The 6,737-nt window shown below is 64.7% G+C and carries 8 protein-coding genes; 7 read left to right on the top strand and 1 reads right to left on the bottom strand.

Annotation, left to right across the window (positions count from 1 at the left end; all coding sequences use genetic code 11):
• The 7 genes from AC1DS3_RS32630 to loiP form a co-directional block, all read left to right on the top strand.
• Nucleotides 1-330, top strand: a 330-nt coding sequence (locus AC1DS3_RS32630; protein ID WP_477128778.1) for a LytTR family DNA-binding domain-containing protein, incomplete at its 5' end; no start/stop codon positions are given.
• 118 nt (nucleotides 331-448) lie between these two features.
• Entirely contained in the window at nucleotides 449-1,714 is a 1,266-nt protein-coding gene (locus tag AC1DS3_RS32635) for an MFS transporter (protein ID WP_477128779.1), read from the top strand.
• Between the two features lie 70 nt (nucleotides 1,715-1,784).
• On the top strand, nucleotides 1,785-2,282 hold the full coding sequence (gene rraA, locus AC1DS3_RS32640) for a ribonuclease E activity regulator RraA (RefSeq protein WP_441630209.1): 498 nt from the start codon (nucleotides 1,785-1,787) through the stop codon (nucleotides 2,280-2,282).
• A 2-nt stretch (nucleotides 2,283-2,284) separates the two neighbouring features.
• Entirely contained in the window at nucleotides 2,285-2,686 is a 402-nt protein-coding gene (locus tag AC1DS3_RS32645; protein WP_441630211.1) for a gamma-glutamylcyclotransferase family protein, read from the top strand.
• 97 nt (nucleotides 2,687-2,783) lie between these two features.
• On the top strand, nucleotides 2,784-3,731 hold the full coding sequence (locus tag AC1DS3_RS32650; protein WP_441630213.1) for an alpha/beta fold hydrolase: 948 nt from the start codon (nucleotides 2,784-2,786) through the stop codon (nucleotides 3,729-3,731).
• A 352-nt stretch (nucleotides 3,732-4,083) separates the two neighbouring features.
• Nucleotides 4,084-5,376, top strand: coding sequence for an isocitrate lyase (gene aceA, locus AC1DS3_RS32655; RefSeq protein WP_477109134.1), 1,293 nt, complete (start codon nucleotides 4,084-4,086; stop codon nucleotides 5,374-5,376).
• Nucleotides 5,377-5,721: 345 nt separating this feature from the next.
• Nucleotides 5,722-6,471 (top strand): metalloprotease LoiP, encoded by a 750-nt coding sequence (loiP, locus tag AC1DS3_RS32660; RefSeq protein ID WP_477128780.1) that lies wholly within the window; start codon nucleotides 5,722-5,724, stop codon nucleotides 6,469-6,471.
• A gap of 107 nt (nucleotides 6,472-6,578) precedes the next feature.
• Here the strand turns inward: loiP and AC1DS3_RS32665 are convergent.
• The coding region (locus AC1DS3_RS32665; protein WP_477128781.1) for a universal stress protein at nucleotides 6,579-6,737 on the bottom strand (159 nt) is incomplete at its 5' end.

Consider the following 6,737-nt stretch of genomic DNA (forward strand, 5'->3'; position numbering starts at 1 on the left):
CATGGCTACCTGCGCTTTATCAAGGCGCTGGTCGGCCAGGAGATCCGCATCATTCCGGTGGATGAGGTGATCTACCTGGAGGCGACGGACAAGTACGTCAACGTGGTGTCCGCCAGCGGCGAGGCGTTGATCCGCACCAGCCTGCGCGAGCTGTCGCAGCAGCTCGACCCCGAGCGCTTCTGGCAGATCCATCGCGGCACGGTGGTCAATATCGACTGCGTGGCCAGTGCCGTGAACCAGTCGCTGGGGCGGCTCGCGCTCAAGCTGCGCAATCGCTCTGAAACCTTGCCGGTGGCGCGTCAGTACGCCTATCTGTTTAAACAGATGTAACGCGCAGGGCACCCCTGCCACGGGTGGTTTTACTCTATGATGCGGTATTTGCAGCGCGCCTCTTGAGCCTGGCAGCATGGCCAACGCGCCATGCCAAGCCCAGCCAGATAGCCGCCCGATGACTGCCGCCACCCTCGATCCCGTTCGCAATCCGCTGCGCCACGACGCCCAGGTCATCGGCCTGGTCGGCCTGGCCCACGGCGTTTCCCACTTCTTTCACCTCCTGCTGGCGCCCCTGTTCCCGTGGATCAAGGCCGAGTTCGGCCTGAGCTATGCCGAGCTGGGCTTGCTGATGACGGTGTTCTTTGCCGTGTCGGCCGTGGTGCAGACCGCGTCGGGCTTCGTGGTGGACCGCTTTGGCGCGACGCCGGTGCTGTTCGGCGGCCTCGGGCTGCTGGGCGCGGCGGCCTTGCTGCTGTCGATCAGCCCGAGCTACGCGATGCTGCTGCTTGGCGCGGGCGTGGCCGGGATCGGCAACGGCGTGTTCCATCCCGCCGATTTCACCTTGCTCAACAAGCATGTTTCCCAGCCGCGGCTGGGGCATGCGTTCTCGGTGCATGGCATCTCGGGCAACCTCGGCTGGGCCGCGGCGCCGATCTTCCTGGTGACCATTGCCGAGCTCGGCAGCTGGCGCACCGCGCTTGCCAGCGCCTCGGCGGTGGCCTTTGGCGTGCTGGCCGTGCTGCTGGCCTTCCGGCATGTGCTGGATCCCCGCGCCGCCGCTGGTGCGGCGCCCAGGGCGGCCACCGCGGCGGCCAAGGCAGGCGGCAGCATGCTCGCGTTCCTGAAGCTGCCGCAAGTGTGGATCTGCTGGRCCTTCTTCCTCGTCACCACCTTTTCGTTCTCCGGCATCCAGAGCTTCGCGCCGACCGCGCTGACCCAGCTCTACGGCATGCCGCTGACCCTCGCCACGGCGTCGTACACCGTCTATATGTTGTGCAGCGCGGGCGGCATGATCGTGGGTGGCTTTGCCGCGGGACGCACCAGCAACCACGACCGCCTGATCGCAATGAGCTTCACGTTGTCGGGCTTGGTCGCGATCGTGGTGGGGCTGGGCGTGCTGCCGGCCGTGATGGTGCCGGTGCTGATGGGCGTGATCGGCTTCGGCGCGGGCACGGCCGGGCCTTCGCGCGATCTGCTGGTGCGTGCGGCAGCGCCTGCCGGCGCCACGGGCCGGGTTTATGGCGTGGTCTATTCGGGCCTGGATATCGGCCTGGCCAGCGGGCCGCTGTTCTTCGGCATGCTGATGGATGCGCACTGGCCGAGCTGGGTGTTCTTCATGATCGGCGCCTTCCAGATGCTGGCGATCTTCACCGCCGTTACGGTTGGCAATGGCAACCGCTCCCGCCGCGAGGTGGCGGGCAAGCGGGCGGCCGCCGGCTGACAAAGGCTGACGCAGGCACCAGCAACTCATCCACTTACCGCTTTCCACCTTTCTGATTCGGGAGCCCTTCATGAGCTTTGCTACCACTGACCTGTGCGACGCCAATGAGGCTCGCCTGGCCGACGGCTCGCTGCGCGTGCTGTCGCCGGTATTCCAGCATTTCGGCAAGCGCGCCGCTTTCTCTGGCCCAGCGGCCACGCTCAAGGTGTTCGAGGACAACTCGCTGGTGCGCGAGGCGGTCGAATCGCCGGGCAACGGCCGCGTGCTGGTGGTCGATGGCGGCGGCTCGCTGCGCTGCGCGCTGGTGGGCGGCAACCTTGGCGTGCTGGCCGAGAAGAACGGCTGGGCCGGCATCCTCGTCAATGGCTGCGTGCGTGACAGCGGGGAGCTTGCGGTGTGCGATATCGGCGTGCGCGCCCTGGCCCTGCATCCGCAAAAGAGCCAAAGGCGCAATGTGGGCGAGCGCGAGGTCACGGTGCAAATGCCCGGCGCCGTGGTGCGGCCCGGCAACTGGATCTATGTTGACGCCGATGGCGTGCTGGTGGCGGACACCAGGCTGGAGGGCTGAGCATGCCGGTGGTCTTTGTCTATGGCACGCTGCGCGCGGGCGAAGTCAACGACCTCAACGCGGCCGCGCGCAGGCACGGCATTGCCGCGCCGCGCCTGATCGGTAGCGCGACCGTGGCGGGGCGGCTCTATGACTTCGGCACGTATCCCGGGCTGGTGCTGGACGCCGCCGCGCCCGGCGTGGCCGGCGACTTGTACGAGGTCGATGCCGCACTGGTGCCGGTGCTCGACGAGATCGAGGAGGTCTATCCGGGCCAGGCCTCGTTGTTCGTGCGCGAGGAGCGCGTGGTGGCGGTTGGCGATCAAGCCGTCAGCTGCCTGCTTTACCCGGTGGGCGAGGAGGCGGTCGCGGGCCTGCCGCGCATTGCATCCGGCGACTGGGTGGCCTACCGGCGCGCCCGTTAGCCGGCTTGCGTTTGAAACGCTACGCCGCGCGCTCGCCGCGCGGCCAGTCTTGGCGTAGCATCGGCAACCATTCCATCGTCCGATGTCATGGTCAAGCATGCACACTCCCCATTCCCTTCCCAACCAGCGATTCGTCCAGTCCGGCGGCGTGCGGCTTGCCGTCAAGACCTGGGGCGATCCCGCGCGCCCGGCCATGGTGCTGGTGCACGGCTATCCGGACAACAGCGCGGTCTGGCATGGCGTGGCGCCTCTGCTGGCCAATGACTATTACGTAGTGGCCTACGATGTGCGCGGCGCCGGCGGCTCTTCGGCGCCCAAGGGCGTGGCGGCCTATCGTCTGGCGCGCCTGGCGGACGACTTCAGCGCGGTGATCGACGCCGTTTCTCCCGATGCGCCCGTCCACCTGGTCGGCCATGACTGGGGCTCGATCCAATGCTGGGAGTTTGTCACCGAGCCACGCCTGCGCGGCCGCATCGCTTCGTTCACGTCGTGCTCCGGGCCTTGCCTGGACCATGTCGGCCACTGGATGCGAGGAAACCGGCGTCTGTCGTTCACGGCGCTCTCGCGCTCGCTGCGGCAGATGGCCTCGTCCTGGTACATCTATATCTTCCATCTGCCGTGGCTGCCCGAGCTAAGCTGGCGGCTCTGGATGGGCCGCGCCTGGCCGCTTTACCTGAGGCGGACCGAGGGCATCGAGGCGGATCCCAATCCCACCCAGGCGGAGGACGGCCGTCACGGGCTGGCGCTGTATCGCGCCAATATGCTGCCGCGCCTGCTTTCACCGGGCGAGCGTCATGCGCACGCGCCGGTGCAGGTGATCGTGCCACTGCTGGATCGCTATGTCAGGCCGGCGCTGTCCGAGGATCTGTCGCGCTGGGTGGAGCGCTGGTGGCGCCGGGAGGTCAGCGCGCGGCACTGGCTGCCGCTGGCGGACCCCGCCAGCATGGCGGCGATGGTGCGCGACCTGGCCGGACATATCGATGGCGGTCCGGAGCCGCTGGCATTACGCCAGGTGCGGATGGCGTCAAATCCCGAAATTTCATAATGCGGAAAGCTGTTTTGTGCGGCAAAAAATGGTGATGCGCAGCACAACGGGCATTTCTCATGATGGAAGATTGCTTGCCACATGGTGAAAAATATATTGTAAAGCATTGATTATAAAAGAGAAAAAAACTAAGCGAGGACTGCATTCCCAGCTGTTGCGACGCGAGGTGTTTTCCTACACTCTTATATAAGACACATGACCTAAACGGCAAAAAACAGGGGTGGCGAGGCCAGCAGATCAGCGCCGCCAAAACACCCCCGAAAGTGCCCCGGTCGGCAAGTCGGCACCACGGTCCGCCCAGCCTGTCGCAAGTTTCCAATGCCATCCCCGCTTTGAACTCTAGGAGAGTGAAATGTCCCGCGAAACCGAAGCAAAGAACCTGCAAAATGAGTGGGATACCAATCCCCGCTGGAAGGGCGTCGCGCGTCACTACACCGCCGATGACGTCGTGCGCCTGCGCGGCTCCGTGCAGATTGAGCACACCTTGGCCCGCCGCGGCGCCGAGAAGCTGTGGCACCTGCTGAACACCGAGCCGTTCGTCAACACGCTGGGCGCGCTGACCGGCAACCAGGCCATGCAACAGGTCAAGGCTGGCCTCAAGGCCATCTACCTGTCGGGCTGGCAAGTCGCAGGCGACGCCAACCTGGCCGGCGAAATGTACCCCGACCAGTCGCTGTACCCGGCCAACTCGGTGCCGCAAGTGGTGCGCCGCATCAACAACACCTTCCAGCGCGCCGACCAGATCCAGTGGAGCGAAGGCAAGGGCGATACCGATTTCTTCGCACCGATCGTGGCTGACGCCGAAGCCGGTTTCGGCGGCGTGCTCAATGCCTTCGAACTGATGAAGTCGATGATTGACGCAGGCGCTGCCGGCGTTCACTTCGAAGACCAGTTGGCTTCGGTCAAGAAATGCGGCCACATGGGTGGCAAGGTGCTGGTGCCGACGCGTGAAGCCGTTGCCAAGCTGACCGCCGCGCGCCTGGCCGCCGACGTGTCCGGCGTGCCGACCCTGGTGATCGCTCGTACCGATGCTGAAGCCGCCGATCTGCTGACCTCCGACGTGGATGAGCGCGATCGCCCGTTCTGCACCGGCGAGCGCACGGTGGAAGGCTTCTACCGCGTCAAGCCGGGCATCGAGCAATCGATCTCCCGTGCCCTGGCCTACGCCGAAGTGGCCGACCTGGTGTGGTGCGAAACCGGCAAGCCTGACCTGGAATTCGCCAAGAAGTTTGCCGAAGCCGTGCACGCCAAGTTCCCGGGCAAGATGCTGGCCTACAACTGCTCGCCGTCGTTCAACTGGAAGAAGAACCTCGACGACGCCACCATCGCCAAGTTCCAGAGGGAACTGGGCGCCATGGGCTACAAGTTCCAGTTCATCACGCTGGCCGGCTTCCACTCGCTGAACTACTCGATGTTCAACCTGGCCTACGGCTATGCCCGCAACCAGATGAGCGCATTCGTCGAACTGCAGGAAAACGAGTTCAAGGCCGCCGAGAAGGGATTTACCGCCGTCAAGCACCAGCGCGAAGTCGGCACCGGCTACTTCGACGCCGTGACCCAGACCATCGAAGGCGGCCAGTCGTCCACGACCGCCCTCAAGGGTTCGACCGAAGACGAACAATTCTTCGATAAGAAAGTGGCCTGAAGCTTCAGATCGCGAGATCGAAAAGCGGAATGGCTGACTGGCCCAATAGCCGGTCATCTTGAGGGGCGTGCGACCATCACGCCCTTCAATTAGGCGCCGCGCCGTCTCCCTCTCAGGGACGGCGCGGTTTTTTGCTTTTTGGGGCCGCCCTGTGAAAAAATGTTAAAAATTGTGTATTTTGGCAATTCGGTCATTTGTGGCTAAATTGAGATGTTTTTTGGCGATATGATGCTGCCCGTGTGTAAGCAGAGCCACACCGCAGGTCGCCGGCCAGCCGCCGGCACATCTCCATTCAAGTCACTGGCGAGCAACCCGGTCGGTGTCGATCCCAAGAAGGCAACAAACATGAAGCACAAACTTTCCCTGGCCGCTATCGTCGCGCTCTGCGCTGCCTTGGCCGGCTGCGCGGGCACCAATGTCGACGGCATGATGGGCGCCGGCACCTCGCTGCTCAAGGCGGCCTCGCTGAGCGACGGCGATGTCAAKACCATGTCCGACCAGTCTTGCGCCGAGCTCGACAAGGCCAACAAGATCGCTGCCCCTAGCAGCACCTACAACAAACGCCTGACCAAGATCATGGCGGGCCTGCAGTCGAGCGGCCTGCCCAACGTCAACGCCAAGGTCTACCTGACCAAGGACGTCAACGCCTGGGCCATGGCCAACGGCTGCGTGCGCGTGTACAGCGGCCTGATGGACATGATGACCGACGACGAAGTGCGCGGCGTGGTGGGGCATGAGCTGGGCCACGTGGCGCTGGGCCACACCAAGAACAAGATGCAAGTGGCGTACACCGCCATGGCGGCGCGCGGCGCGCTGGCCGCCGCCGGTGGCACCGTGGCCGCGCTGTCGGCCTCGYAGCTGGGCGAAATGGGCGAGCAACTGATCAACGCGCAATTCTCGCAAACGCAGGAAAGCGCCGCCGACGATTACTCGTTCGATGTGCTGACCAAGAACAAGGCCAATACCCGTGGCCTGGTCACGGCGTTCCAGAAGCTGGCCAAGCTGGATGGCGGCAAGTCCAGCATGTTCTCGTCGCACCCGGGCTCGGACGATCGCGCCAAGCACATCGAAGACCGCATCAAGAAGAGCAGCTGATCCAGGCCGGCCTTGCCGCAAAGGCGGCCGGTCAAGCAAGAAAGGCTGGCTGCCCCGTTCCGGGCGGCCAGCCTTTTTGTCGTTTGGGGTTTGGCGCCAGGGCGCGCTCAGCGATACACGATCACCGGGATATCGGTGTGCGTCAGCACCTTCTGGGTTTCGCTGCCCAGCAGCAAGCCCGACAAGCCACGCCTGCCGTGCGAGGCCATGAAGATCACGTCGCAGCCATGGCGCTCGGCTGCGTCGATGATGCCCAGGTAGGGCAC

It is taken from the genome of Cupriavidus sp. 01L46, assembly GCF_056399905.1.

Bases quoted from the DNA above. Each gene is read 5' to 3' on its own strand.
- rraA (WP_441630209.1), top strand. From the start codon at position 1,785: ATGAGCTTTGCTACCACTGACCTGTGCGACGCCAATGAGGCTCGCCTG.
- AC1DS3_RS32650 (WP_441630213.1), top strand. From the start codon at position 2,784: ATGCACACTCCCCATTCCCTTCCCAACCAGCGATTCGTCCAGTCCGGC.
- aceA (WP_477109134.1), top strand. From the start codon at position 4,084: ATGTCCCGCGAAACCGAAGCAAAGAACCTGCAAAATGAGTGGGATACC.
- AC1DS3_RS32645 (WP_441630211.1), top strand. From the start codon at position 2,285: ATGCCGGTGGTCTTTGTCTATGGCACGCTGCGCGCGGGCGAAGTCAAC.